Here is a 24,640-nt window from a genome sequence, read left to right as displayed (position 1 = left end):
TGAATCCAAGGCAGGTAATTCCATGAGTGGACTTACCCAGAGTACGCCTCGATCGACAAGCCGAGAAGATCTCCACCGCACGCAACGGTAAGTCCAGGAGGGTGCATGGTCAACGCAACACGCCGACCGAGACTCAACCTCTACTTGAGAGTTGAAGACTAAAGTCCGCAACCAGTCAATTCAGGCTAACCATCAGTGGCTTTGAAATCGTCCGGCGAGATGGTGTCGAGGAATTCCTTGAACTTCTCGACCTCGTCTTCGCGCTCGTCGGGAATGACCAGACCGGCCTCGGCGAGAACAGCCTCCGACGCGAAGATCGGAACGCCGATGCGCAGGGCCAATGCAATCGAGTCCGACGGACGTGCCGAGACAGTGGTCTGCTCGTCGAAGACGAGATCCGCGTAGAAAGTGCCCTCTTGCAGGTCCACGATCCGAACTTCCTTGAGGCTCCGACCGAAAGATTCGATCAAGATCTTGATCAGGTCGTGAGTCAGCGGCCGCGCCGGCTCGACTCCCTGTTGTTCGAGAACAATCGCGGTAGCTTCGGTTTGCCCGATCCAGATCGGCAGGTACCGATCGCCGTCGGACTCTCGCAGCAACAGGACCGGCTGATTCTGAGGCTGCTCGACACGAACTCCGATCACACGCATTTCGCCCATCGAGCTTGCCTCCAACCTGACGTGATCCAGCCGACCGACTCCGATGCGGTCGTACTGAAATTCTATTCGAGTGTGCCCCGCTGATCGAGGAACTCAGCGATCGAGACTTCCCCGAACTGCCGATTTGACCAGACACGTGTGCAAAGTCAGTGACAGAGCGGCCAGCTCCCGCACCATTTCCTCGGCACGATCACGTGCTCCGGCGTCACGACCCTTGGCAACCGGTCCGGCGATCTGAGTCACCAGCCCCGCTTCGCGATCAGCAGCCAACTTGAACGCCCGCAGATGGCGAACCTCCAAGCCGTACTCGGACATCGCTTTAGCGGTGCGCGCCAACGTCACGGCATCCTCGTCGAAGAAGCCCGCCGCGCCGGGAACGACCAAACCGGTGCGGATCAGATCGGTCAGAAACCGATCGTCGATGTCGGCGCGCGCGAGAAGATCCTGACGACCGACTCGAACTTCGCGATCGACCCGGAACGCCTCGGGTGAGACATCGCCCGTAGCGATCGACAGGACGCGAGCACGACGAGGCGCAGGAACTTCTGCACTCACCGTCGCTGCGCCACTGTCGATCGCTTCGAGTTGTTCTTTGATCACTTTGAGCGGCAGGTACTGATCGCGTTGAGCGGTCAGCACGAAGCGAAGACGCTCGCAGTCCTCGACAGAGAATCTGCGGTATCCCGACGGTGTCCGTTGCGGGCTGATCAAGCCCTCGGACTCGAGGAAACGGATCTTCGAAATCGTCACGTCGGGAAAATCTGGACGCAACCGATCCAGCACGGAACCAATCGACATTCCGGGCTGGCTCTGCTGCCGCACTGCCGTCATTAGCTACCCGCACCTGCTGACGACTCGCCGACCTGCGAACCGCCGGCACGAGGGCCGGTGAGGAACACCAGACGGAACTTGCCGATCTGAACCTCGTCACCGTTCGCGAGAACTGCCGAATCGACAGGCTCACGGTTGACGTAGGTGCCGTTGAGGCTTCCGACGTCGACGACGTGGAAATCTGCATCTTCCTGACGGAACTCGGCGTGACGACGGCTGACGGTCACGTCGTCGAGGAAGATGTCGCTGTCCGGGTGCCGACCTGCCGACGTCGTCGGCTGATCGAGCAAGAAGCGGGATCCTGCATTCGGTCCCCGCTTGACCACCAGAAGTGCGGCTCCGGCGGGAAGGCCTTCCACGCCCGAAACCGGCTGCTCGGCGGCCGGTGCTGCAGAGGAGGTGTTGTCGAGCTCATTGAGGAAGTCCGCGCGGAAAACCGAAGTGGTCTCCGCCGGCGACTCCCCATAGCCCGCGTCGTTACCGTTCTCGCTCACTGTTTCTCCTCCTGGGTCAATCATCCAGATCATGAATCACTGGACTACGCAGTGCACTTTCTTCACGAGCATCTTTCACAGTCACGTTCGATACGGCCCTGCGCCCCGACTCGGCACATGCGTACCTAACGACCGTACCCTGCGCAGACCGCCGTGTGCAGCGAGACAGGCCGCGACACAACACGAGTTGGCCGGTCCACGCGCAGGTTTTCTACTCGGACGTGAGTCCCTTGTATGCCTCCGCGTCCAGAGTTGCCGCGAGTGCGGCGTCGAGTGTGGCCTCGTCGGCAACCTCAAGTTCGACCAACCAACCCGTGTCGTACGGGTCGGTGTTGACGAGGTCGGGCTGTCCGTCCAATTCACCGTTCGCTGCAAGAACTTTCGCAGTGAACGGAGCAAAGATGTCGGAGACGCTCTTGGTCGACTCGACCTCACCGAGCGATTCACCGGCGGTCACGTCTTCGTCGACAGCGGGAAGCTGGACGAACACGACGTCACCGAGCTGCGACTGAGCAAAGTCGGTGATACCGACTCGAACTGAGGTCGGGCCGGTTCGCTTCACCCACTCGTGCTCCGCGGTGTAGCGCAGATCGGTAGGTGTATCGAGCTCACTCACAGTGGCTTCCTTTCACAGGCCGTCCGAAAGTCGGACGCAAAAAGATCAATTTCCGGGTTGAGCGTATTGGCGCGGATTCAATTGTCGCAAGACGGAGATCGTGACCTGCTGCGATTGCTCGACGGACGACGTTCCGCCATTGCGTGCGACATTGTCGAAGACGCCTCCGGGAATGTTCAACGCTGCCGCCAATGTCGGCGGATCTCCGATCGCGGTCACAGTGTACGGCTGCTCGATCCGGGTTCCGTCCAATTCGATCTCGCCGCCGCGCCCACTCACCCACGAGTTCACGCCGATACGAATGGGTTCGCCGTTCGCACCTGCGATCGAGATGGCTTCGGCACCGGCAGCACGCAGTTCCTGGATGAGATCGAGAATCACTTCCGATCCGACGCCGCCCGCCGGATCTGTCAGGGTCATCGTCACACCCGGTCCAGTGGCCGGAGCGGTCCCCACTTGAATGGAGAGTGAGGTCAGCCGCGCCCGCGCCTCGTCCAGCGCTGCTCCCGTGTTGCCACCGGCTTCCAAAGTGGCAAGCGATTCCTGAAGATTCGCGACTTCCTGCCTCAGCGCGGCTTCGCGCCGATTCAAATTGTCGAGAACCACCAGGAGGTCGGCAGGGCGCGCGGCGTCGAGTGAATCTCCGGCCACTGTGCTGCGTACCTGTGTGGCAATCGCAACGCCGAGCACGCCCAACAGCACAGCAGCGAGGATTGCGAAGACGACGTTGGTGCGGTGTTTGGACGGTGAACGCAACTCGTGACGACCTTCACCCGCAGTGGTGACGGGAGGTTCTTCTTCCGGTTCGGTCGTGGAATGTTCCGCCATGACTCACGCTCCGAACAGTCGGCGTCGCAATGCCGCTGCGTTGCCGAAGATCCGGATACCCAACACGACGACGATCGCCGTCGAGAGTTGAGTACCGACACCCAACTGATCACCGAGCCAGACGATCAACGACGCGACGAGCACGTTGAAGACGAAGGAAACCACGAACACCTTCGCGTCGAAGATTTCGTCCAGATACGCGCGTAGTCCACCGAAGACGGCGTCGAGCGCCGCAACGACAGCGATCGGAAGATAGGGCTGGATCACGTCGGGCACCTGCGGGCTGAAAACTACGCCCAGGACGATGCCGACGACCAGTGCTGCGAGTCCGTACAGGGCGGAACCGGCCTTCATCGAACTCCTTCTGTCACTTGGGTTCTGTGGGTTCTGTTGCCACTCGGACGGCGCGAGGCGCCGCAGGCGGCAGAGTCAACGAATCGTCTTCGGCCACCGCGAAACCGACTCCGTACAGTTGCGAGACGCTAGACATTCTCACGTAGGCGTCGCTGACGACGAATTTCCGCTGCAGTGCTCGCGTGTCTCCGATCGCCTCGACGAGGTACGGGGAGAAAACAGGTTGGTTGTCGACGAGCATCGCGCCGCCCGCCTGACGAATGGTCACCGTCGGCCCGATTCGCACGCCGCCGACGGCGATCGCCTCCGCTCCCCCAGCCCACAGGGCGTTTACGACGGTCTGCAGATCGCGATCGAGGACAACTGTCTTACCGCCGACACTCCGTTGCGACGCATCCGAGAGGTTCGGGCGTCCGGCCGGGTCCGTCAACGTCACCACCAGCCCCTCCCCGTGAACAGCTTCGGCTCCTGCGCCGGATTCGACCGCTCGCAGTTGGTCGAGGACGGCGCTGCCGCGTGCATCGCCTTCGAGCGCCACGCCGCGCGCGGCGTCGACGGCTCCGCCGAGTGAATCGCGGGACGCGGCCAGTGAATCGATTCGATCCTCCGCATCACGGACCTTCGCCACCAACTCGCTTCGAACCTCTTCGGTGCCGGTCACCTGCTTCGTCGCCTGAACAGCCGAGACCGTGACGATGAACCCGATCAACAGTGCGCCGAGGGCCAGCCACGGCCCCGTCTTCGAGGATCTGTTCTTGGTGTGCTCGTGCTGGCGTTCGAATGCAGTTGCCTCATAGCCCGGGTCGAGATGTTCGGTCATGAGTGAGCGAAGCAGCGACGGTACCGGGTTACGACGGACGTCCTCCCCGGTCGACTTCATCGGGGCACGACCTCGTGGGTTCGCGCAACGTCAACGGCCTTGAGCACGTAGATCGCGGCAGTCCACACGTACAGGACGGTTCCCCAGATCAGGAAAGCGAAACCGAAGGCATGGGTGAACGGTCCGATGGCCCAGTCTCCGTGCCCGGCAAGAATCAACGGCAGAGCGAACATCAGTAGGAAGGTCGCAGCCTTGCCGAGATAAACCACCTCGGGCGGTGGCAGGCCACGCCTGCGGTAGATCGGCAGCGTCAGCGCAAGCAGAAGATCACGGCCGATGAGTATCGCTGCGACCCACCAGGGAATGAAATCGCGGGCGACGAAGGTGACCAGTGTCGTCACGACGTACAGACGATCGACCAGCGGGTCGAGAAGCGCTCCCAGACGCGAGGTCTGTCCGAGCACTCTGGCCAGCTTGCCGTCGAGCCAGTCGGTGAACCCGCTGAGCATCAGCAGCGCCAATGCCCAGCCGTCCGAGTGCGTGACGAGCAGCAGGTAGGCGAACAGCGGCAGAGCGAGTAGACGCACGATACTGAGCACGTTGGGAACAGTGAGAATCCGGTCCGTGGGGACCAGTTCTTGTTCGCCAGAGTTCACTGCACACACCTCGCGTCGTTCGATTGCCGTGCGGCCAGCTTTCCACAGCACGACGGACTATTCGCCGAGGCGCCGTAGCCTGAACTGTCCCGAGCGTGTCGAGCTGCCCTTATCTCCAGGCGAACACCGGCTGCTCGAGCTTGTCGATGCGCGTGTGCCGTCCGTTCAGCACTTCGCGGAACTGATAGATGACGGCTCCGGTCGGCGCATGGATCAGGCTCGTTCGGAACGGCCATTGGATCACCGGGTTCGGTGACTCCTCGATGGTGACGAAGCGCGAGTCCACGTCGAGCTCCTCCGACGTGACGGCATACACCTGGGCCACCTCGTCGGGATTGGGTACCAGTCCCCCGATGTCCTCGCCCGACCACATGACGAACGGCCGGATCACGAATCCCGAACGAGTGACGTAGTCGTCGAGCCGGCCGATGATCTTCGACTCGGGAACGTCGACACCCAGCTCCTCGGAAAGTTCCCGAACCGCTGCCTGTTCGGACGACTCGCCCGGGTCGACGCTTCCGCCCGGCAACGCGAATTGACCGGGGTGGGCGCGCATCTTGCTCGGCCGCTTCGTCACCGGGAACACTGGTGTTCCGTCCGCAGTCCGCATGACGACGATGACCACCGACGCCGAGCGCCTTCCGTCCAATTCGACCGACCGAGGTTCGAAAGCGGCAAGTGAGGCGACCACGTGGTCCCGATTCAGTAAATCTCCGTTCACCATGGCTCGACAGTAGCGCCACGAGACTGAGACCCTCAGCCAGTCTGGTCCATTTTGGCCGCTTCGCCTGATTATCGGTCTGTATTCCTGTCATGCTGAACAGGCAGAATCCACCGTGCGGCATGGCGAGAAGAGAACCTCGATGGCTGAGCAGTCCCAGACCCCCACCCCGCAGACCGACCGGAGCGCGCCGGGTGCGCCGAATCGGGCCTCTCGCTTTGCTTCCGACGCTCTGAGCGTCCTGCGGCGCGTGCCGTTCACTTCGATCGTCGTCCTCACCATCACCGTCGTCGGGATCGCGACCGGCGCCCTGTGGAATCACGTCCGTACCTACTCGTGGTTCGACGACATCGCCTACGGCGTTCCTGCCTTGCAGGAAGGCAAGTGGTGGACTCTCGTCACGGGGTGGTTCTTCGGATTGACACCGGGTCAGTATGTTTCGATCATCGTCGTTTTTGCCTTGGCGGTCGGCTGGTGCGAATGGCGCCTGGGAACCAAGAACGCGGCCATCGTCACGATCAGCGGTCAGTTGGCGGGCGAACTCGGTGCATCGCTCCTCCTCTGGGCGGGCAGCCACACCGACTGGGATTGGGCTCGCAACCTCGCCACCCACCGCGACGTCGGCGTGACCACCGCAATCATCGCCGCTCTCGCCGCGACCACGGCAACACTCCGCTCGCCCTGGCGAATGCGAGTGCGCGCCATTCTGTGCGCGTACATTGCGATCGCGTTCCTCTTCGAAGGCCGCCTCGCCGACGTGCAGCACCTCATCGCGGTCGCGATATTCCTGCCGGTGGGCGAGAAGTTCTTCGGCGACGGAGAGCGCGGGTTCATCCCCCGAACGCGACGCGAGATCCGCCTGCTCGGATTCATCGGCCTGCTCCTGATCGGCGTGGTCGAGATCGCCGTCTGGCTGTTCCCCGGAAGCGGACCGTTCGGGCCGACGGAAGCCGAAACCGGTTCGGGCTGGACGGCATTGATCGACGTGGTCATCGTTGCCCTGATCGCGGACCAGTTGCGACGAGGTCGCCGCTGGGCCTGGTGGGTTGCCGTGGTGTTCGGTTCACTGACGGTTTTGGCCACCGCCCTCGTCCTCGTCTCGGTCATCTTCTTCGACTACGAGAGCGCCGGCGCCGTCACGGTCGGTACCGCGCTGCTCTGGCTTCTCGAACTCATCTTGTTGATCAAGGGCCGCCACGCTTTTCACGTACCGATGCGGCGCAAGATTCGAGGCGGGCCGTTGTCCGGGAACGATCCGCGCGCCGCCGCTCGGGAACTGCTCAAACGACACGGCGGCGGAACCATGTCGTGGATGACGACGTGGGACGGCAACAGTTACTACTTCGGCGAGTCGGGTGAGAGCGTCGTTGCATTCCAACGGCATGTCGGTGTCGTCGTGGTCCTGGCGGATCCGATAGCGAGCCCCGACCGACTTGCCGCAGCGGTCGACGAATTCACGACGATGTCCGAAGCCAATGGCCTCACTCCCTGCTTGTTCTCCGTGGGGAAGGAGACAGCCGATGCCGCCGCCCGGCGTGGCTGGCGCACCGTTCAGGTCGCCGAAGACACGATCGTCGACCTACCAGAACTGCAGTTCACCGGTAAATCCTGGCAGGACATCCGCTCGGCGCTCAACAAGGCCAAGAAGGACGACATCACCTTCCGGATGACAACATTGGCTGACGAGCCGTTCTCCGTATTGGCTCAGGTGCGCGCCATCTCCGAGGAATGGGTGGGCGACAAGGGGCTACCCGAGATGGGATTCACCCTCGGAAGCGTCGAGGAGGCGCTCGACCGCGACGTCCGGGTCGGCTTGGCCGTCGACCCGACCGGAAGCATTCACGGCGTCACCTCGTGGTTGCCGGTGTACGGCGAAGGCGGCGTGGTTCAGGGTTGGACACTCGACGTCATGCGTCGACGTCCCGACGGGTTCCGTCCGGTGGTCGAGTTCCTCATCGCATCGTCGGCCCTCGAGTTCAAAGAACAAGGTGCCCAATTCGTCTCACTGTCCGGAGCACCGCTCGCACGCAGCGACGACGGCGCCGACGCCGCATCGATGGACCGCCTGCTGGACATGCTCGGAGCCGCGATGGAACCGCTGTACGGCTTCCGGTCTCTTCACGCGTTCAAGAAGAAGTTCAAGCCGAGGTACGAACCCGTTTTCCTGTGTTTCCGCGACGAGGCCGACCTGCCTCGGATCGGAATCGCACTGACGCGTGCCTACCTGCCCGACGCAACGGCTCCTCAGCTGATCAAGCTCGCCACCAGCAAGAGTTGACGCCGTGCGGTCCTGGTTCGAGCACACGGTCGTCGACACCGGCAGGCTCCCGCTGTTCTTCCTCCTACTCGCCTTTGTCCTGACGTTCCTGTTCATCCGCTTCAGCGTCCGGATGATCCGGGCCGAGGTCTCGTGGTGGCCAGGCAATGTCACGCCCGGTGGAATGCACATCCACCACATGGTTTTCGGTTTGATGATGATGCTCGTGTCCGGCTTCGCCTTCATCGCTCTGGCCGACTATCACACCCCGATCGCCAATTGTGTTCTCGCGTCGGTGTTCGGTATCGGCAGCGCGTTGGTCCTCGACGAGTACGCGCTCGTGTTGCATCTGCGCGATGTCTACTGGGCCGAGGAGGGTCGCTCGTCCATCGACGCAGTGTTCGTTGCCATCGCGATCTCGTTCCTTTTCCTTCTCGGGGTCCACCCGATCGGGTTCGCGGGAGAGTTCGACCCGTACGAGCAGGACCGCAGCCTGGCGACGTTGATCGGCGTTGTCGTCGCGATCGTGATCCAACTCGGACTCGCCGTGATCACGTTGATGAAGGGCAAACTCTGGACCGGCTTGATCGGGCTGTTCTTCACCCCACTTCTGTTGATCGGAGCAATTCGGTTGAGTCGCCCGGGTGCCCCGTGGGCGCGCTCGCGTTACCGCGACAAGCCCGCCAAGATGAGCCGGGCAGTGGCCCGTGAACAGCGTTATCGCGAGCCGATGATCCACGCGAAGATCTACGTTCAGGAAACGGTGTCGGGAAGTTTCGGTTCCACTCCCCCGCCCCCACCACCGCTCCCCGTCGTCGGCACCGCAACCCCCACGTCGAAGGTCGGATTGTCGCGGCGGCTCTCGGACAGAATTCGCTGGCGTCGAACTCGCCGAAGACTACGAACAGTCCCCGTCTGGCGTCTCCCCGTGATCCTCGTCGTCCTGTCCGTCGTCACCGCGAACATCCTCGTCGGGATCGACGGAGATCTCGTCAGCGACGGCGACGTCGGTACCATTTCCGAGGGCGTGGACGCCGGGGCCACCGCGACGCTGCTCAGCGTCATCGCCGGCGGGATGATCACTCTCACCGGTCTGGTGTTCACCGCCATCACCCTCGCAATGCAGTTCGGCGCATCGCAGATTTCGGTGCGGGTGGTCCCGATGCTTGCGCAACAGCGAGTGATGCGGTGGTCGATCGGCATGTTTCTGGCCACGTTCGTCTTCTCCTTGATCATTGCGCTCGATCTGGCGCTCGATTCGGAGAATTCCTCACCGACCATCTCCACGGCGATCGCACTGCTTCTGGCATTGGCCAGTGCGATCCTGTTCATCGCGTTGGTGGCGAAGGTCGGGTCGATTCTCAATTCCAGTCGGTTGCTGCGTTGGATAGCGGCCCAGGGCCGGAGCGCGACGATTCGTGCCTATCCGCTGTACGAGGACCTGCCCTCTGGCGCACCGAAACCCAGTCAGCCGCTCCCCCTACCCCAACCGCGCGAGTCCGAGAACTCCGAGAGCGCCGACGCACTGGTGATTCGCCTGCGCCACCTCTCACCCGACGGCCGGATTCTGCTGGCGATCGATCTCGCACGACTGCAGCGGTTGGCCGGCCGCTGGGACGTCTCGGTCGAAGTCGTCCCCAGCATCGGCGAGTTCGTCGCCCAGAACGCGCCCCTCTTCGAGGTACGCGGACCGTCGCTGAAGGTACGCCCGGACACCTTGATGTCGTGCTTGATCTTCGGTGACACGCACAGCCCGGTCGTCAGCCCCGGTGCAGCGCTTCAGTCGATCGTGGACATCGCGCTCAAGGCCCTGTCACCCGCCATCAACGACCCGGGCCGAGCCGTCCAGGCTCTCGACCACATCGAAGATCTTCTGGTACTTCTCGCCCCGCGGGTCCGCTTCGACACATCAACCTCGGATCTCACGCTGATCAGAGGGCAGCAACGCACCTGGACCGATTACGTGTCCGTCGCCACCGACGAGATCCGGCACTTCAGTACCAATTCCGCGCAGGTCCAGCGCCGTCTACGCGCGGTATTCGCGACCTTGCTCGAAGCCTGCCCGCCGGACCAGCACCCTCCGCTACTCGAGCGCGTCGACGCACTCGATGCGCAATTGACCCGAGAATGGACCGGCGCACTCGACCTTCGGCTCGCGAGTGTGGCGGATCCGCAGGGATTGGGCTCCGAAGCCGGGGCGACCGGAAGAATTCACCCGCTGATCATCGGGTCTTCGGAACTTCCGGACGATCGTTCATCCGGGCAGACCGAGTCGCGTTCCCAGCCAACCTAATTGACTCGCCAATCCAGCCGACCACACCTGGAAGCTGTGCCCTCCGTCGACCTCGGCGTACTGGACGTCCATCCCTGCGGCCTTTGCGGCTTCGTAGAGGGTTTGAAGACCTGGGCGGTAGTCGTTGTCCTGTTTGCCGACCACGAACACCCCGGCGCTGTCGGGGAACTTCTTCTCCCGGAGCAGATCCTGCGGATTCACTGCCACGAACGCGGCTTCATTGCCGCCGAACGCTGCATCGACCGTCTGCTTGCGATCGCCGAGTGTGGGTTCGATCTGACCGGACAGATCCAGGAACGTCGGATAGACCGCGGGGAAGTTCGTTGCCATCTGGAACGCGCAGGTACCGCCGTAGGAAAGTCCCCCGATCGCCCACTTCCTCGGGTCTGGATCCACCTGGAGGTTCCCGCGCACCCAGTCGGGAACATCGCGCGAAAGGTACGTCGCGACGTTCCCGAGTTGGGAATCGACGCAGAGCGGATTCGCCAGTTCCGACCCGGTCCCGTCAGCAACGACGACAACGGGAGCCAAGCCCGAATGCGCAGCGGCGTAGGCGTCCATGGTCTGGACGAGACGTCCGCCCTGTAGCCAGTCCTCGGGCGCGCCTGGTTGGCCGGCAAGCAGTACCAACACCGGCAACTCCGGTCGTGGGTTGGTGAAATACGCGGGCGGTAGGTAGATCTCGGCGTCGCGGGCGCTGAATCCGGAGACCGTCCCCGCAATCGTGACCGTGCTGACCTTGCCGGTCGACGGCATGTCCGCTGGAGCCTTCCATTGCGAAACCGGTACCGCGCCGTCCTTGCCGTCGTCCAGGTCGGCGAGTGAAACCTTCTCCGCGTCCGAGAGTCCCAGCGCTGTTCCCAACGTCGGATACGACTGGAACTGCAGATTCACGTGAGCCGCGCTCGACACGACCACCAGGAGCACGGAGACCACGGTGAGCACGCGACCGTCGATCCGCGTCGCCGCAAATACCCGCGAAACACCCAGCAGCACGCCGAGAATGCCCAACCCGATCCACACGTAGACCGGACGGGCAATCGGATCGGGGAACGGGTGCCACACCTTCTCGATCAGCCAGTACAGCACGAGAGTGATCGCGATTGCCGCGACGATGCATACCGGAATCGAGATCAGCACGTGACGCCTCGATCTCGAGAAGATCAGCCACAGAAGTGCCAGAATTCCGAGCACCGTCACCACGGGTGGAACCGGGCCCGTGACCAGCGACAGATCCGTGATCGTGTGCACGTCGTCTCCCGTCGCAGCCCTGTTTAGACAATATCCAAGAACAGGACATTTCGGAGCTGATGGCGTCAGATCACCGCGTTCGACGCCTGGGCACGTAGGTCTCGGGCCAGGTGATCCCGACGCTCGAGAACAAGCCTCCGCAGCGACGCGGGCGCCTCAGCATTGGCCTGGATCCAGGAATCGACAGCAGAGGTGTCTTCAGCTGCCGGGAAGAGTCCGTTCACCAACCGTCGGGCGATCTCGATGCTGCGTTCGGACCACCACTTCCCCAGGGACGAGAAGTACTCTGCCGCATATCCCTCGATCAACGACGGGTCCGTGCCCGAACGGAATCCGGCGATCGTCGCATCCAGGCGGTCGTTCGAGAGTGAGCCGTCAGTGGTCGCCGACGCCCAGGCAGCCGCCTTGGTCTCGGCATCGGGAATCGACGCCACAGCGCGGACGTACGCCGTTCGACCCGCTGACGTGCTGTCCTTGCTCAGCTCACCGTCGAAGTCGCTCACACTCGCATGGCCGGTCGCCGACAGGGCGATCCACAATGCCCACCGCAGATCAGGATCGAGAGCCAGTCCGACCGGCCCCGGGCAGGTGCCGTCGAGTATCGACCGCACCTCGTCGGCGCGAGCATCGTTGACCGCTGCAGCGGCCGACAGAGCCCGTGCCCATGCCAGCTGTCTTCCGGACTCCGGTTCGGCTTCGAACACCGCCTTCCAGGTCGTTTCCAACCAGCCTGCACTTACATTGGGCCGCAAGCTTTTGGGTACGTAGTGAAGAACCGCGTATTGGGCATCGGTCAGGATCGAGCTGAGAATCGCAAGATCTGTCTCCGCGGGAGCGAATCGTTCCACCATGTCGAGGTACCGGAACACCGAGAGCTGCGCATCACGCACCGAGTTCCACAGCGACGACCAGATCACCCCGCGCGCAAGCGGATCGCTCACGCGGTCCAGGGATGCCTCGACAGTGGACAGAGATTCCGCGTCCAATCGCACCTTGGCGTAGGTGAGGTCTTCGTCGTTGAGCAGTGTGAGTGCTCCGGGCGGAAGGTCGACCGACGTGCGTGATTCGGTGATGTCGAGTTCGACGCGTTCGGTGCGAACAAGGTCTCCGGACTCGTTGTAGTCGTAGATTCCGATTGCGAGCCGATGCGGCCTCGGGTCCGTCTGGACCAGGTGCGTTCCGTCGAGCGACAGCGTGGACACCCCGGTGGTCTGCAACCAGATTCGGGCCCATTCGCGCACGTCGCGCCCGGAAGTCTCCGTGAGCACGTCGAGCAGATCGACCAGCGTGGTGTTTCCGTACGCGTGTGCCTTGAAGTACCGGCGTGCCGCTTCGAAGAACGCGTCACGCCCGACGAACGCCACAAGTTGTTTGAGGACACTGGCGCCCTTGGCGTAGGTGATTCCGTCGAAGTTAAGCTTCGCAGCTTCGAGATCGACGATGTCGGCGACGATGGGATGAGTTGTCGGAAGCTGATCTTGGAGGTACGCCCACGCTTTTCGCTTGATGGCGAATGCCACCCAGGCATCGGTGAAGCGAGTAGCTTCGGCGCTGACCAGCGATCCCATGAAATCGGCAAAAGATTCCTTGAGCCACAGGTCGTCCCACCAGACCATGGTCACGAGATCGCCGAACCACATGTGCGCCATTTCGTGCAGGATCGTGTTGGCGCGGCGCTGATGCTGCTCGTCGGTTGCGGTGCCGCGGAACACGTATGCCTCGGTGAAGGTCACCAGTCCCGGGTTCTCCATGGCGCCGAGGTTGTACTCGGGGACAAAGATCTGGTCGTACTTGCCGAACGGATACGGATAGTCGAAGTACTCGGCGTAGAAGTCCAGCCCCTGACGGGTGATGTCGAAAACGTTGTCCGCATCGAGGTGTGGAGCCAACGACGCCCGGCACAGCGCACCCAACTCGACAGTGAGTTCGCCGCGACTCCACGACGACGCCACGCGGTGATACGGCCCGGCCGCGATCGCGGTGATGTAGGTCGAGATCGGCAGCGTCGGGGCGAAAGTGACGCGTTGTGCACCGTCCACGGAGAGAGTCTGGGTCGCGGGCTGATTCGACAGGACTTCCCAGCCGTCAGGTGCTGTCACCTCGAATGTGAAGGGCGCCTTGAGGTCCGGCTGCTCGAAGCAGGCGAAAACACGCCTGGCATCGGCAGGCTCGTATTGCGTGTACAGATACGTCTGATCGTCAGCGTCGTCGACAAATCGGTGCAGCCCTTCACCGGAACGGCTGTAGTTGCCGTGAGCTGCCACCCGAACGACGTTCGATCCGCCGAGTCCGCGCAGCCCGATCCGGGATCCGTCGTACTCCACCGGAATCGACGCACCGTCGACGTCCACGGAATCGACTGCAGCACCGATGAAATCGAGCCAAGTGGACTCCACCGAGGACGTCAGATCAATTGTCGTGACCGTCGAAAAGGTCTTCACGGCGGAGTCGACCGCCGATCGCAGATCCAACTCCACCCGGTAACCGGCGACGGAGATGGCTCGAGATCGTTCGGCGACTTCGCTTCGATTCAGGTTCGCAGTACTCACGCACTCGATCCTGCCAGGCCGCGCGCGGCGATGTGAGCCGCCGTGCGCCTATCCCTTGAACGCGCCCTGCCAGACGGTGTCGAACGGCGTGTGTGCCGAGACGCGGCCTTCGATGCCCGCCGTGACGAACTTCTTTGCCAGAGCGACGGCTTCTCCCACGTCGGCGCCTTTTGCCAGCTCCGCGGTCACTGCGGCGGCCAGCGTGCAACCGGCACCCGAGACGCGCTCTTCGCCGACCTTGGGGGCGGAGAGAACAGTCACGTCGGTCCCGTCGAACAACACGTCGACGGCGTCGCCACCGGCGAGTTCGACACCGCCCTTTGCGAGCACGTACTTGGGTCCGAGATCATGGATACGACGTGCGGCCTCGATGAGGTCGTCGACGCTTTCGATGCTGTCCATTCCGGCGAGGGTGCGTGCCTCGAACAGGTTGGGTGTGACGACGGTGGCGAGCGGGAGGATCGAATCACGAAGTGCTGTATCAGTATCGAGAGCCGCGCCGGGCTCCTGGCCCTTGCAGATCAGGACCGGGTCGAGGACGACGTGGCGCCAGGACTGCCGACGCAGGCCCTCTGCCACAACCTCGATGGTGGCGGGCGTGCCCAACATGCCGATCTTGACGACGTCCAGATCGTGAGCCGCAGTGGCAGCCTCGATCTGATCAGCGATCACGTCAGGAGCGATCGGTACGAAGCGATGACCCCAGTTGTTCTTGGGATCGAACGAGACGATACATGTGGTGGTCGCTACGCCGTAGACGTCCAATGCCTGAAACGTCTTCAGGTCGACCTGCAGGCCGGCACCGCCAGTCGCTTCGGACCCAGCGATGACATAGGCGAGGTCAACCACAGCACAATCTCCTTCTTCGGACTTTCGAAACGTGCGTGGATGGCCACGAACGCGGGACCCAGTTTATCAACCGTTCCGACGTCTGGTTTTCGGCTATGCGGGCACCGGAGTTCCCCACGCGACGTCGTTGTCCTCGTATCCGAACGGCGGACCGACGAACTCGCCGCCGCAGGTGATCAGCGCGAGGGTTTCGGGTCCGTCGAGGCTGTTCAATCGCTCGACCGGCAGCTCGCCGTCCTTGCTGTAGTGATCGACCGCATCGATACGGTAGTTCCAGGTCTGTCCCCCGGCGCCCGCCACGGTCACGACCGAGCCGATTTCCAGTGTCGAGAACTTCTTTCCGAAACCGTCACCCTGATAGATGTCGTTGATGTGTCCGGTGATCACCACAGTGCCCGCGCCGGAGCCGGGAAATGCCGAATCTGCCCACCATCCGATCTCACTGACATCCTCGGGCGGAATGAGCGAGCCGTCCGTCGTCGTCTTGATCGGCAGGATGTCAGCGGTGCTGTTGCCTGTGCGCAGCGTGGTCGGGACATCCGGACCGTCGACCACCGCGCGAATCTCTGGCGGCAAATCTTGTTGGCCGGTCGCGAGGACGCGGGTCGGCGAGTCACCGTCGTCGGAACATCCGCCGATCAAGAGCATTGTCGCCACTACTGCAGCGGCCCACGTTCGGCTGGCCGTGGATCCAGGTGCCGCTGTCACGGACGAGAAGTCGGGCCGGACGGAATCTGGGAAATTGGTACTCGGTTTCCGACGTCACGACCGGGAAGTGCGTCACCGGAATCCCCAACGTTGCCACCGGAACCGTCACCACCGCTGCCGTTTCCGCCACCGCTTCCATTCCCCCCGCCGCCGGGGCCGGGGCACTCACCTCCCGGATCGGTGGTGTCGCCTGCCAAGACAATCTTGACTGCCGAGAGGTTGACCGTCTGGCTCTGCGCGACTTGTCCAGGAGTTGTGACGTCGAAGGCGAGCTTGGCACGTACGGGGATGACCGAACCGTCGTCGGCATCGGTGACCGTTGATCCTGAGCGACCGAGATCTTGGGTCAACGTCATTCTGGAGATCAAATCCTGATTTCCGGTCAAGCCGGCGCCGTCGATCCGAAGGGTCCCTCGGACGGGACTTCCGTGGGCTCTGATCGTCACCGATGCGCGAAACTCGAGGATGTCTCCCGGCACTGTCCGCCACGCCTCGATCGAGTTGATTTTCGTTCCAGGCGATCCAGTCGAGATGTCGTACCAACCGTCGATCACGGCCGGATCGAGTGACATCGAATTTTCGTTGATTTCCGAGTTGCACGCGCGGGTGAGCGAAACGGGGGCAGCCGATCCCACTGCGGGGAGTGCTGTCGACACAACGGTCGCCAAGACGAAGGCCGTCGCGGTGATGCCCGCGGTACGCCTGCCGAAGATCGTCATTCTCTCGCTACCTTTTTTCCGCGGACCGTAGCTTCCGGTCAATTCAGTCAAAATACCAGTACAGCTGGACAAATAGGTCGAATTCCGTGCCGAATTCTTCTTGTTTTCTGTGAACTTCGGTTACGAGCAATTTCTCCGCACACGCGTTCGGGCAAGGGGTCCATCGGATCAACAGGGGTCAGAAGTTACATTTCGCCCGCACATCGGAGCAGATCGCACTGATTTCTCACCGCATTGGACAGGTATTTCCGTTTCATAGCGGTCAGCCGGTGGAACAACGATCACTACAACGAGCGTGCCGGGCACGTGTCCGGTCGCCCCCCACCGAATCAAGGGAAACCGTCATGTCGGATACAACATCAGTCAAGCAGGGTTTCGCGGTAGGAACATCGATCGGGGCAGCCGTCATCTTGGTGACGGTCGGCATCGTGCAGTTCTTCCAAGGACTCGCTGCCGTCGCCGAAAACGAAGTGTTCGTAGTCGGGATCGACTACGTCTATCAGTTCGACCTGACGACGTGGGGTTGGATCCATCTCGTGTTGGGCGCGCTCGTCGCTCTCGTCGGGCTTGCGCTGTTCACCGGAGCGGCCTGGGCGCGGGTGTCGGCAGTGGTGATCTGCGCGATCTCGATCATCGCGAACTTCTTGTGGCTGCCGTACTACCCCTGGTGGTCGACTCTCATCATCGCGCTGAACATCGTCGTGATCTGGGCTGTGTCGACATGGAAGCCCACCCAGACGACGCACGCCGCTACGCATGCACCGTCAACGCCGACTCGATCTGCTTGAGTTGAAAGTATGTGTAGGTGGATGGCGTATTCCGGAGAGCCGATACTGGCCCATGACTTGCTGTTCAGGCCACAGCACTCGCTGATCGACCAGAGCCTGCATTCTCAACTCGGGGCCACGACGACAAATGGCGACGGCTTCGGAATCGGCTGGTACGGGGAAGGCCCCCAACCGGCAGTTTTCAAGAGCATCGAACCCGCGTGGAACGACTCGAACCTGCGCGAAGTCACCTCCCAATTGCGCACCCCTCTGCTGTTCGCTCACATCCGCGCCTCGACGGGAACTGCAGTGCAGCGCAGCAACTGTCACCCGTTCCGGCACCGGCAATGGTTGTGGATGCACAACGGTTCACTACACGGATTCCACGACATGAAACGGGAATTGGTGACTGCCATTGATCCGTCGCTCTTTCCGGATCTCGAAGGATCGACGGACTCGGAAACCTTGTTCTTCCTCGCGCTGACGTTCGGCCTGTCCGACGATCCGTTCGAAGGTGTCGCGAGGGCCGTCGGATTCGTCGAGCACACGGCCCGCTCGCAGGGAATCGACAATCCGGTTCAGATGACCGTCGCCACGTCGGATGGCATCTCCACCTGGATCTTTCGCTATTCCAGCGAGCACCAGTCGAGGTCGTTGTTCTTCTCCACCGAGATTTCCACGTTGCGCAAGCTCCATCCTGAGGTGGATGCCCTGCACCATCTGAGTGAGGAGACCCGAATCGTCGTCTCCGAGCCTCTACGTGACCTTCCCGGCGCCTGGAACGAGGTTCCCGAATCCGCCGCAGGCGTCATCCGGCCCGGACGGGACGAGATGCGGAGCTTTGTGCCGATCCCACCAGCCTGATTGGGTCATACAACCAGGCATAGCTATGAAATAGCTTGCATTCGAAGCGCTTTCACGAAAACTGAGAAAACGGAAACTCGGCACACTAGTCACGCGAGAGGATGAGCCGGAACGCCAAGCGAGCCTTCTCCGTATCCGGAGTGCCACCAGTGAGCAAATCGTTGTAGATGAACGACTCACCCACGCGAACCAGCAGATATGCCATGTCCTCGACGGGCAGGTCTGGCCGAATCTGCTCCGGTATTTCAGCTTCGATCAGCCTTCGCACGGATTCGACCATCGTGCCCTGAATCGGCCCCAGTCCAGTTGTGAGTATGCACAACGCCTTTTGCGGTTCCCGAGTCAAATACGTCCGGAAGAATTCGGTCTCGATTGTCGCCCGTGCATGGTAGGTGAGGACGTCGACAACCCTTGACGCTCCGCTTCCACCGCACTCCTCGAGGCCCATTCGCCACGTTCGGCGCGCCAGCGAATCGAGCACGTCACCGGTAATTGTGTCGCGATTCCCTGCACGCCGGAACAAGGTGGTCCGATCCACCCCCAACTCGGTGGCCAAAGCATTCACATCGAGCGGTTTTCCGGCTGCGAACTGTCGTCGGGCGGCACTCAACGCTTCCGCGCGGATGTCACGTGTCTCGGCCATGGAGTGAATGTATCGCTGACGACGTGCTGGTCGGTAGCCGGAGGCGATCAGACGGCGCCATCGACGGCAATCGTTGCAACATTCATTGACTTTGTTGCAGGTGAGTGTTTATGGTTCCCCGGTACGTGATTCCAGTCACAACAGTTCAGTTGTTTACGGAGGAATGCGATGAACGATCACACGTGGACGACCCGACGATGAGCCCACTTCTGCAAGTACGAGACCTCACGGTTGACATTGGGACAGAATCGATTTCGAACAGACTCCTCGACCGAGTGAGCTTCGAGTTGGGGTCGGGCGAAATCACCGGCCTCGTAGGAGAGAGCGGGAGCGGAAAGACACTGACCGGACTCGCTCTGCTCGGTCTCTTGCCCCGTACGGCAACAACCAGCGGAAGCATCCGTTTGGAAGGACAGGAACTTGTGGGTCGGCCCGCCGCCGAGTTGAGGAAAATACGCGGTCGCGACGTCAGTATGGTCTTCCAGGACCCGAGTTCGGCTCTCAACCCCTCCGTCAGCATCGGTCGCCAGATCGTCGATGTGTTGAAGGCCCACCGCGACATCACGAAAGTCGATGCGGAGGACGTGGCTACAGATCTTCTCCACCAGGTCGGACTGGCCGACCCGAGCAGAACCTTGAAGTCGTACGGGTACGAGCTTTCCGGCGGGATGTGTCAGCGGGTGATGATCGCGATGGCCCTGGCATGCGGTCCGAAGTTGCTGATCGCGGACGAACCGACAACAGCGCTCGACGTCACCATCCAAGCTCAGATTGTCGATCTCCTTCGAGAACTGGCCGAACAGCGCGATCTTGCCGTGTTGTTGATCAGTCACGACCTCGCGGTTGTCGCCGAGGTCGCGGATCGAGTCATCACCATGTTTCGCGGCGAGATCGTCGACGTCGCGCCACGAGACGTGCTGCTTCGGCGGCCCGCGCATCCCTACACGTTCAGCCTTCTCGAGGCGGCACGCTCGACATTCGAAGAAGTCGCCTCCCAATCACCCAAGGCGCGAGGCGATTTCACCAGCAAAGCCCCTGCTGACGGCGTGGGTTGCCGATACGTCGCCCGGTGCAACTACTCCGAGGAGCTCTGCATATCCGATCATCCACTTCTGATCGGATCACCGGAATCGGCAACAAGATGTCACCGCAGCGACGAACTCGAGTTGCTCGGACTGGTGAGCTGATGAGCAACACCGACGTCATCGTCGACGTTCGGAATCTGGCAGTCGAGTACGGACGCGGACGCAAAGCTCTTCGCGCGGTCGACGACGTCAGCTTCTCCGTACAGAGGGGCGAAACCCTTGCGATAATCGGTGAATCAGGATCGGGAAAATCCTCGACGGCTCACGCTCTCGCGGGTCTGGTGGCTACGGCCGCAGGCTCCATCACTATGAATCTCGACGACCCGGCGTTCGGCAAGGGTGGATCTTCCCATCTCATTTTTCAAAACCCTACGTCGGCCTTGAACAATCGGATGGCCTCATGGGCTTGCGTAGCCGAGCCGATGGCGCCAGGGCGTCTGCGCATCCCACAGTCCTTGCGGCCGAAAGCCGTCGAGCTGTTGCGTCGGGTAGGTCTCGGCGCTGAGCTTGCCGACCGCCTCCCGACCCAGCTCTCCGGCGGCCAACGCCAACGCGTGACCATCGCTCGTGCACTTGCCTCCAAGGCGCCACTGATTCTCTGCGACGAACCTGTTGCCTCCCTGGATGTTTCGCTTCAGGAAGAGGTGTTGCAGCTTCTTGCCGATCTCCGAGAAGAACATGACCTCACGTACATCTTCATTTCGCACGATTTGGGTTCGGTGGCACGGATCGCCGATCGCGTCGCGGTGATGTACCTCGGCCGAATCGTCGAGATCGGACCGGTTGCCACGGTCCTGAGGACTCCATCGCACCCCTACACGCAGGCGCTTCTCGCCGCGGCCCCGCACATCGAACTCGAGCGGCGCAGTCGTCGGAAAGCATTGGTACGGGGCGAGTTACCCGACCCACGGAATCCACCCTCGGGCTGTCGATTCCGCACCCGCTGCCCGTTTGCGATGGATCGCTGTGCGTCGGAAGCGCCGTCACTTCGCGCGGCCTCGAATTCCGCACACAGCTCCGCCTGCCATCTATCGTCCCCGGCCACATCGACCGGAATCTCCAACCCGCCGCAGTAAATGCGTGCCGCGTCAGTCTCCCCCTACCGAGAAGACCAAAGCGAAAGTCCACCATATGAATCCGCGTCTGTCTTTGCGATCCCGATATCCGATCACACACTTCCAGAATCATGGGAAAAGTGGCCCACGTGTGCTGGTAGCTGCGTTTGCACTTTCTGCTCTTGTGCTCAGCGGCTGTTCGAGCAGCGCCACCGGTACCGCCGGCGATACCGGACCTGCCGATCCGAACGCCGAACTCAAGGTCGCGACATCGCACGTGCCCGCCTCGCTCGACCCGTGTGCGGGAAACATCGGATACGACATCGACTACTTACAGTTGATGTATGCACCACTGATCGATGCGGAACCTGCCACCCAGAAGTTGCGGCCCGGAATCGCCAGCGAGTGGGGCTTCTCCGGACCGGACAACCTGACGTTCGAGATGACGTTGCAGAACGGCTTGACCTTCCACGACGGTACAGCTGTCGATGCAGCAGCCGTCAAGGCAAGCATGGAACACTGCTTGAGTCTCGGAATCGTTTCCGTCCCGACGATCAAGAGCATCGAAGCAACGTCCCCAGATCACGTCACGATCTCGTTGAGTTCACCTACCTCCGGTTTACCAGGCTGGCTCAACGGCAGATTGGGAATGGTGGTCTCCCCCACTGCGCTGGCAGCAGCAGGGGCAGACTTCGCCAACAAGCCTGTAGGCGCAGGGCCGTACACATTCACCAGCGCAGTCCCGAACAGTTCATACACATTCAGTCGATTCGACGATTACAAACCGGCAGGTCCACCCAGCCCCCAGCTCGCCAAGATCCAGATCCAGGTGATCTCCAATCCCACAGCGCTGACAAATGCCCTGACATCGAACGCTGCGGATTTTGCATACGGGCTCACACCGTCGAGTGCTCCGATCCTCGAACGGAATCCCAACCTGAACGTCAGTCACGACCCGAGACTCGGAGTTGCGCTCGTCGTGATCAACAACAAGAACCCTGTGGTTAACGACGTCCGGGTTCGTCTGGCGATGCAGTATGCGCTCGACCGCAAGGCAATTGCGCGAGCCGCGCTGGACAGCTCGGAAGGAACTGCGGCGTTCGGTCAATATCCTCCCGGTTCGCAGTTCTACGACGAGGAAACCGAAGATGCATGGCCGTACGACCCGGAGAAGGCCAAATCGCTGCTAGCGGAGGCGAGGTATCCGAATGGGGTCACCGTGCGCGGACTAGCAGGCAACCTACCGCCGTACTCGACCAACGCGGTCCTTGTCGGAGAACAATGGGAGAAAGTCGGCATCAAGGTCGACTTCGTCGAAATGAGTGGACCTCAGGCGATTACGGAGTTCGTCGCACACAACAGCGCGGACGTCTTCAGCGTGGGATGGCCCACGCGAGCATCCGCACCGCTCAATTTCGAAGCCTCTCTGGGTTCGCGATCGTACTTCCGGCAGAATTCCGTCCCCAACGAGGAGTTGGAGAAGCTGATCGCACTGCTGAACAACACGTATGACGAAACCGCTCAGCTCGACATCGTCAAACAGATCAATCAAGTCGTGATCAAGTCCGCTGAGTACGTACCGTTGTACTTCACTCCCGACGTGGTCGCCTACACGAAGAACGTCCACGGGGCCGTTCCCGCACTGAACGGCTCCCCCAATCTGACGTACCTCTCGAAGTCATGACGACGACCGTTGTATCGCAAGAGAATTCGTTGGCCCCCGAGCCTGAGAGCGTTCCGACCCGAAACCCTCACCGATCGCCGGTGAATCCTTACATACGGATGATCGGCGTCCGGTTCGCACAAATAATTCCTACCGCGATCATCGCTAGTTTCATAACCTTTGCCCTTATCCGGATAATCCCCGGTGGACCAGCCGAGGCACTTCTCGGTCCGAACGGCAGCGATGAAGCGATCGCGGCACTCAACGAGCGCCTCGGATTGAATCAACCTCTGCTGGTCCAGTACTGGAACTGGGTGGTGTCGGCTCTGCACGGAGATCTGGGAACGTCGCTACAGAACAGCGCCCCCGTCGGCCCACAGATCCTTGCGCGCCTGCCGGCGAGCGCCGAGCTCGTTGTACTCGCACTGTTACTGTCCGCCGTCGTCGCCATACCGCTCGGTGTGTGGACCGCGACGCGGCAGGGACGACGCAGCGATGGTCTGACCCGCACGGTTTCGGGGATCGGACTCGCGGTACCGGACTTCTTCCTCGCTATCGTGCTGGTCGATGTCTTCGCCCTCGGTTTCGGAGTTCTACCGGTGCTCGGCTGGGTTCCTCTCGAGAACAGTGTGATCGACAACCTGAGCCATTTGGTCCTACCAGCAACGGCGCTCGCTGCCGGCGCAGCATCGATTGCGGTTCGGCAGACCAGGGCTGCGATGATCGAGACACTGTCAAGTGACTACGTACGAACTGCGCGTGCGATGGGTATCGACGAGCGGAAGATCGTGTGGCGCTACGCGCTACGAAACATCGTTCCCACGATTGTCACTGTCTATGGATTGCTCGCCGTGGCGATGCTGGGTGCGACGGTCATTCTCGAGCAGATCTTCGTGCTGCCGGGCCTCGGGAGCGCTCTCGTCATTGCGATCGACACGCGAGATTATCCGATGCTTCAAGGCATTGTGTTGCTGTTCGTCGTGATCGTGCTTCTCGTGAACATCCTGGTCGACGTCGTCAACAACATGATCAGCCCACAATTGAGGAAGGGAACGATCTCGTGAGCCAACTCGCGCTGACCACCGCAGGCGAGACCCGCTCCAAGTGGGCTCTCCCTCGACTGCACCCCGGATTATGGCTCAGCTACTGCTTTCTCGGAACGCTGATAGCGGCGTCCGTCTTGGCTTCGTTCGTGGCTCCGCACAGTCCGACCGATCAGAACCTGACCAACACGTTCGCCGGTCCGAGTGCACAGCACCTCCTTGGCACTGACGGCTTCGGTCGTGACGTGCTCAGTCGATTGATCTGGGGAGGACGCTCCGCCTTCTTCGGCGTCGCGATCGCTGTCGCTGTCAGTCTGCTGTTGGGAATTCCGTGGGGGTTGATCGCCGGATATTGGCCACGCTGGATCGGCGCGTCACTCCTCCGGGTGGCTGACGCATTGCTGGCATTCCCAGGTTTGGTTCTCGCAGTGGCTATTACCGGTGTTCTGGGGCCGAGCCTGATCACGTCGATGTCAGCGCTCGGAGTCGTCTATGCACCCACAATTGCAAGAATTCTGGCTGCCGGGGTCAGCGAAACGAGGAACCGAGACTTCGTTCTGAGCGCGCGACTCTCAGGATGCCCGCCGCACGTAGTGCTCCTGCGTCATCTTCTTCCGCACGCAATCGGGCCGGTTGTCGTTCAGGTGACCGTGCTCACCGGCCTGACTTTTCTCGCGCAGGCGGCACTCTCATTCCTGGGGTTGGGAATACAGCCCCCCACTCCGAGTTGGGGCGGTGACCTATCCGATGCGTACCTGCACATCTTGAGTGCACCACAACAGATTCTCCCCTCCGGCATTCTGATTTCATTGGTCGTCCTGGCCGTCTACCGAGTGGGTGATGCCGTCCGGGACCGCATGTATGTCAGAGGGAGATAGCCGGCGTAGAACAACCATCCGACTCGACTGTTCGAAG

Annotated in this window: 24 protein-coding genes; 9 read left to right on the top strand and 15 right to left on the bottom strand. The window is 61.7% G+C overall.

The window, feature by feature from the left end:
• Positions 1 to 185: 185 nt before the first annotated feature.
• The 9 genes from ACYP01_RS21485 to ACYP01_RS21445 all read right to left on the bottom strand — a co-directional run bounded on the left by ACYP01_RS21485 (position 186) and on the right by ACYP01_RS21445 (position 5,982).
• The gene (locus ACYP01_RS21485; RefSeq protein WP_003946194.1) at positions 186 to 659 is read right to left on the bottom strand and encodes a bifunctional nuclease family protein; all 474 of its coding nucleotides are present in this window, start codon (positions 657 to 659) and stop codon (positions 186 to 188) included.
• A 93-nt stretch (positions 660 to 752) separates the two neighbouring features.
• Complete coding sequence (gene ftsR, locus ACYP01_RS21480) at positions 753 to 1,490, bottom strand: transcriptional regulator FtsR (protein ID WP_003946161.1); 738 nt, start codon at positions 1,488 to 1,490, stop codon at positions 753 to 755.
• Positions 1,490 to 1,984 (bottom strand): glycogen accumulation regulator GarA, encoded by a 495-nt coding sequence (gene garA, locus ACYP01_RS21475; RefSeq protein WP_003946166.1) that lies wholly within the window; start codon positions 1,982 to 1,984, stop codon positions 1,490 to 1,492. The genes ftsR and garA overlap by 1 nt, the downstream gene beginning before the upstream one ends.
• Positions 1,985 to 2,195: 211 nt before the next feature.
• Entirely contained in the window at positions 2,196 to 2,600 is a 405-nt protein-coding gene (gene gcvH, locus ACYP01_RS21470; RefSeq protein ID WP_003946160.1) for a glycine cleavage system protein GcvH, read from the bottom strand.
• Between the two features lie 45 nt (positions 2,601 to 2,645).
• Positions 2,646 to 3,428, bottom strand: a complete 783-nt coding sequence (locus tag ACYP01_RS21465; RefSeq protein WP_007731994.1) for a DUF881 domain-containing protein — start codon at positions 3,426 to 3,428, stop codon at positions 2,646 to 2,648.
• Between the two features lie 3 nt (positions 3,429 to 3,431).
• Complete coding sequence (locus tag ACYP01_RS21460; protein ID WP_003946178.1) at positions 3,432 to 3,782, bottom strand: small basic family protein; 351 nt, start codon at positions 3,780 to 3,782, stop codon at positions 3,432 to 3,434.
• 13 nt (positions 3,783 to 3,795) lie between these two features.
• The gene (locus tag ACYP01_RS21455; protein WP_003946177.1) at positions 3,796 to 4,662 is read right to left on the bottom strand and encodes a DUF881 domain-containing protein; all 867 of its coding nucleotides are present in this window, start codon (positions 4,660 to 4,662) and stop codon (positions 3,796 to 3,798) included.
• On the bottom strand, positions 4,659 to 5,258 hold the full coding sequence (locus tag ACYP01_RS21450) for a CDP-alcohol phosphatidyltransferase family protein (RefSeq protein WP_218749277.1): 600 nt from the start codon (positions 5,256 to 5,258) through the stop codon (positions 4,659 to 4,661). The genes ACYP01_RS21455 and ACYP01_RS21450 overlap by 4 nt, the downstream gene beginning before the upstream one ends.
• A 109-nt stretch (positions 5,259 to 5,367) precedes the next feature.
• Positions 5,368 to 5,982, bottom strand: coding sequence for an NUDIX hydrolase (locus ACYP01_RS21445; protein WP_003946186.1), 615 nt, complete (start codon positions 5,980 to 5,982; stop codon positions 5,368 to 5,370).
• 139 nt (positions 5,983 to 6,121) lie between these two features.
• Between ACYP01_RS21445 and ACYP01_RS21440 the strand changes: the two genes are divergently transcribed.
• Both ACYP01_RS21440 and ACYP01_RS21435 read left to right on the top strand, forming a co-directional pair.
• Complete coding sequence (locus tag ACYP01_RS21440; protein ID WP_459682306.1) at positions 6,122 to 8,257, top strand: bifunctional lysylphosphatidylglycerol flippase/synthetase MprF; 2,136 nt, start codon at positions 6,122 to 6,124, stop codon at positions 8,255 to 8,257.
• Between the two features lie 4 nt (positions 8,258 to 8,261).
• The gene (locus tag ACYP01_RS21435; protein WP_211920128.1) at positions 8,262 to 10,529 is read left to right on the top strand and encodes a DUF2254 family protein; all 2,268 of its coding nucleotides are present in this window, start codon (positions 8,262 to 8,264) and stop codon (positions 10,527 to 10,529) included.
• Here the strand turns inward: ACYP01_RS21435 and ACYP01_RS21430 are convergent.
• The 5 genes from ACYP01_RS21430 to ACYP01_RS21410 all read right to left on the bottom strand — a co-directional run bounded on the left by ACYP01_RS21430 (position 10,491) and on the right by ACYP01_RS21410 (position 16,605).
• Positions 10,491 to 11,780 carry an alpha/beta hydrolase gene (locus tag ACYP01_RS21430; RefSeq protein WP_084324767.1) on the bottom strand — a complete coding sequence of 430 codons (1,290 nt, stop codon included), beginning with the start codon at positions 11,778 to 11,780 and terminating at the stop codon, positions 10,491 to 10,493. The genes ACYP01_RS21435 and ACYP01_RS21430 overlap by 39 nt on opposite strands.
• Positions 11,781 to 11,845: 65 nt before the next feature.
• Entirely contained in the window at positions 11,846 to 14,329 is a 2,484-nt protein-coding gene (gene pepN, locus ACYP01_RS21425) for an aminopeptidase N (protein WP_459682303.1), read from the bottom strand.
• Positions 14,330 to 14,377: 48 nt separating this feature from the next.
• Complete coding sequence (thiD, locus tag ACYP01_RS21420) at positions 14,378 to 15,178, bottom strand: bifunctional hydroxymethylpyrimidine kinase/phosphomethylpyrimidine kinase (protein WP_003946192.1); 801 nt, start codon at positions 15,176 to 15,178, stop codon at positions 14,378 to 14,380.
• A 93-nt stretch (positions 15,179 to 15,271) separates the two neighbouring features.
• Positions 15,272 to 15,886: a class F sortase gene (locus ACYP01_RS21415; RefSeq protein ID WP_231783390.1), complete on the bottom strand. Its 615-nt coding sequence runs from the start codon at positions 15,884 to 15,886 to the stop codon at positions 15,272 to 15,274.
• Positions 15,883 to 16,605, bottom strand: coding sequence for a hypothetical protein (locus tag ACYP01_RS21410; RefSeq protein WP_459682300.1), 723 nt, complete (start codon positions 16,603 to 16,605; stop codon positions 15,883 to 15,885). Before ACYP01_RS21410 ends, ACYP01_RS21415 begins: the two co-directional genes overlap by 4 nt.
• Before the next feature lie 344 nt (positions 16,606 to 16,949).
• On the opposite strand from ACYP01_RS21410, the gene ACYP01_RS21405 reads away from it, so the two are divergent.
• Both ACYP01_RS21405 and ACYP01_RS21400 read left to right on the top strand, forming a co-directional pair.
• Positions 16,950 to 17,393, top strand: a complete 444-nt coding sequence (locus ACYP01_RS21405; RefSeq protein WP_042451026.1) for a DUF7144 family membrane protein — start codon at positions 16,950 to 16,952, stop codon at positions 17,391 to 17,393.
• A gap of 21 nt (positions 17,394 to 17,414) precedes the next feature.
• Entirely contained in the window at positions 17,415 to 18,236 is an 822-nt protein-coding gene (locus ACYP01_RS21400) for a class II glutamine amidotransferase (RefSeq protein ID WP_118603843.1), read from the top strand.
• 85 nt (positions 18,237 to 18,321) lie between these two features.
• On the opposite strand, the gene ACYP01_RS21395 is transcribed toward ACYP01_RS21400, so the two are convergent.
• A complete protein-coding gene (locus ACYP01_RS21395; RefSeq protein ID WP_021333511.1) occupies positions 18,322 to 18,879 on the bottom strand; it encodes a QsdR family transcriptional regulator in 558 nt (185 codons plus the stop codon).
• Between the two features lie 275 nt (positions 18,880 to 19,154).
• On the opposite strand from ACYP01_RS21395, the gene ACYP01_RS21390 reads away from it, so the two are divergent.
• The 5 genes from ACYP01_RS21390 (at position 19,155) to ACYP01_RS21370 (ending at position 24,603) form a co-directional block, all read left to right on the top strand.
• Positions 19,155 to 20,066, top strand: coding sequence for an ABC transporter ATP-binding protein (locus tag ACYP01_RS21390; RefSeq protein WP_459682296.1), 912 nt, complete (start codon positions 19,155 to 19,157; stop codon positions 20,064 to 20,066).
• Positions 20,066 to 21,040 (top strand): oligopeptide/dipeptide ABC transporter ATP-binding protein, encoded by a 975-nt coding sequence (locus ACYP01_RS21385; protein ID WP_021333513.1) that lies wholly within the window; start codon positions 20,066 to 20,068, stop codon positions 21,038 to 21,040. Before ACYP01_RS21390 ends, ACYP01_RS21385 begins: the two co-directional genes overlap by 1 nt.
• 130 nt (positions 21,041 to 21,170) lie before the next feature.
• Positions 21,171 to 22,703, top strand: a complete 1,533-nt coding sequence (locus tag ACYP01_RS21380) for an ABC transporter substrate-binding protein (RefSeq protein WP_459682293.1) — start codon at positions 21,171 to 21,173, stop codon at positions 22,701 to 22,703.
• Between the two features lie 80 nt (positions 22,704 to 22,783).
• Positions 22,784 to 23,746 (top strand): ABC transporter permease, encoded by a 963-nt coding sequence (locus tag ACYP01_RS21375; protein ID WP_459682291.1) that lies wholly within the window; start codon positions 22,784 to 22,786, stop codon positions 23,744 to 23,746.
• Positions 23,743 to 24,603: an ABC transporter permease gene (locus tag ACYP01_RS21370; RefSeq protein WP_020969703.1), complete on the top strand. Its 861-nt coding sequence runs from the start codon at positions 23,743 to 23,745 to the stop codon at positions 24,601 to 24,603. The genes ACYP01_RS21375 and ACYP01_RS21370 overlap by 4 nt, the downstream gene beginning before the upstream one ends.
• The last annotated feature ends 37 nt before the right edge of the window (positions 24,604 to 24,640 follow it).

This window comes from Rhodococcus sp. no. 34 (assembly GCF_054589475.1).
This window is presented reverse-complemented; position numbering and strand designations above follow the sequence as displayed.

Excerpts from the sequence above, each read along its gene's own strand:
- ACYP01_RS21485 (WP_003946194.1), bottom strand. The coding sequence starts at position 659 with ATGGGCGAAATGCGTGTGATCGGAGTTCGTGTCGAGCAGCCTCAGAAT.
- ACYP01_RS21465 (WP_007731994.1), bottom strand. The coding sequence starts at position 3,428 with ATGGCGGAACATTCCACGACCGAACCGGAAGAAGAACCTCCCGTCACC.
- ACYP01_RS21445 (WP_003946186.1), bottom strand. The coding sequence starts at position 5,982 with ATGGTGAACGGAGATTTACTGAATCGGGACCACGTGGTCGCCTCACTT.
- ACYP01_RS21410 (WP_459682300.1), bottom strand. The coding sequence starts at position 16,605 with ATGACGATCTTCGGCAGGCGTACCGCGGGCATCACCGCGACGGCCTTC.
- ACYP01_RS21455 (WP_003946177.1), bottom strand. The coding sequence starts at position 4,662 with ATGAAGTCGACCGGGGAGGACGTCCGTCGTAACCCGGTACCGTCGCTG.
- ACYP01_RS21395 (WP_021333511.1), bottom strand. The coding sequence starts at position 18,879 with ATGGCCGAGACACGTGACATCCGCGCGGAAGCGTTGAGTGCCGCCCGA.
- ACYP01_RS21405 (WP_042451026.1), top strand. The coding sequence starts at position 16,950 with ATGTCGGATACAACATCAGTCAAGCAGGGTTTCGCGGTAGGAACATCG.
- ACYP01_RS21400 (WP_118603843.1), top strand. The coding sequence starts at position 17,415 with ATGGCGTATTCCGGAGAGCCGATACTGGCCCATGACTTGCTGTTCAGG.
- ACYP01_RS21460 (WP_003946178.1), bottom strand. The coding sequence starts at position 3,782 with ATGAAGGCCGGTTCCGCCCTGTACGGACTCGCAGCACTGGTCGTCGGC.
- ACYP01_RS21440 (WP_459682306.1), top strand. The coding sequence starts at position 6,122 with ATGGCTGAGCAGTCCCAGACCCCCACCCCGCAGACCGACCGGAGCGCG.
- ftsR (WP_003946161.1), bottom strand. The coding sequence starts at position 1,490 with ATGACGGCAGTGCGGCAGCAGAGCCAGCCCGGAATGTCGATTGGTTCC.
- ACYP01_RS21385 (WP_021333513.1), top strand. The coding sequence starts at position 20,066 with ATGAGCAACACCGACGTCATCGTCGACGTTCGGAATCTGGCAGTCGAG.